Origin of the sequence: Nocardia sp. NPDC060220 (genome assembly GCF_042727815.1) — a bacterium.
Taxonomy (GTDB): Bacteria; Actinomycetota; Actinomycetes; order Mycobacteriales; family Mycobacteriaceae; genus Nocardia.
In genome coordinates, this window is sequence record NZ_JBHWZY010001263.1 from 1 (window position 1) to 1,424 (window position 1,424).

A 1,424-nucleotide genomic window follows, 5' to 3' on the forward strand; every position below is an offset into this window, starting at 1 on the left:
GATCATGTCAGAGAAGTTCATGGAGGATTCCTCGAAGTCAGGCGAATTCGGTTAACGCAGTTGGTCTTTCATGACCTTGCCGGTGGCGTTGAGCGGTAGCTCGTCGAGGAACCGCACGGATCGGGGCGCCTTGTAGCCGGCCATTCGGTCGCGGGCCCACGACACCAGTTCCGCCTCCGATACCGGGCCTTTCGCGACCACGAAGGCGCGGCCGACCTGCCCGAGTCGTTCATCGGGCACACCGACGACAGCGACCTGGGCCACGGCGGGGTGCTCGAGCAGAAACGCTTCGACCTCGGCCGGGTAGGCATTGAAGCCGCCGACGATGTACATGTCCTTCTTGCGACCGTTGATCCGCAGGCGACCGTCCAGGTCGAGGCTGCCGAGATCGCCGGTGTGCAGCCATCCGTCGGCATCGATGACCGCCGTCGTCGCGTCCGGATCGTCGAAGTAGCCCTGCATGACGGAGTAACCGCGCACCAGCACCTCGTCGTCCTCGGCGATGCGCACTTCCACACCGTCACACGGGGTTCCGACGGTGGTCGCGACCTGCTCGAAGGTATCGCCGGGCCGCGACGCTGTCGCGGTTCCGGCTTCGGTGAGCCCGTAGCCGGTCATGATCGACTGGAACGGCAGCTCGGTCTTGACCCGCCGGATCAGTTCGACCGGGATGTCGGCGGCTCCGGTGACCGCGGCCCGCAGCGACGACAGATCCCGGGTCGCGGGCGCGTCGAGCAGGGCGTGATACAGGGTGGGCGGGCCGGGCAGCATCGTCACCCGTTCCCGTTCGACGAGCTCGAGCACCTGCTCGACGTCGAACACCGGCACCGGCAGCATCGTGGCGCCGCGGATGAGCGAGCTGATCAACCCCGCCTTGTACCCGAAGGTGTGGAAGAACGGGTTGACCATCAGATAGCGGTCGCCCTCGCGCAGATCGGCCAGATCGCACCATTCCGCGTACAGCCGCAGGGTCTGGCGGTGATTCATCATCACGCCCTTGGGGCGACCGGTGGTGCCCGAGGTGTAGATGATGTCGGCGATGTCGGTGCCGTTGACCGCCCGTTCGAAAGGCTCACCGTCGGCGAGGAAGTCCGATTTCAGGTCGATCACCGGCACGCCCTGCGGGCCGGTGTAGTCCGTCCCGAGGAAGCCCTGTTGCACCAACAGCAGCTTGGCGCCGCTGCGCCGCACGACATCGGCGGCTTCCTCGGCTTTGAATCGGGTGTTGATCGGGACCAGCACGCCGCCCGCGGTGACCAGCCCGAACGCGGCGATGATCCACTCGGCCGAGTTGGGCGCCCAGATCGCCGCCCGATCGCCGCGCTCGATGCCCGCCGCCGCGAAAGCGCCCGCGGCCTTGCGCACCCGGTGGGCGAGATCGATGAAGCTCAACCGCTGTGGCCCGTCGACGATCGCTTCGGCAG

The 1,424-nt window shown here is 67.0% G+C and carries 1 protein-coding gene; it reads right to left on the reverse strand.

Going from position 1 to position 1,424, the window contains the following annotated elements; genetic code table 11:
• Window positions 1–51 precede the first annotated feature (51 nt).
• Window positions 52–1,424 (reverse strand): FadD3 family acyl-CoA ligase (locus ACFWF3_RS35885; RefSeq protein ID WP_379318611.1); only part of this gene is annotated, 1,373 nt, incomplete at its 5' end.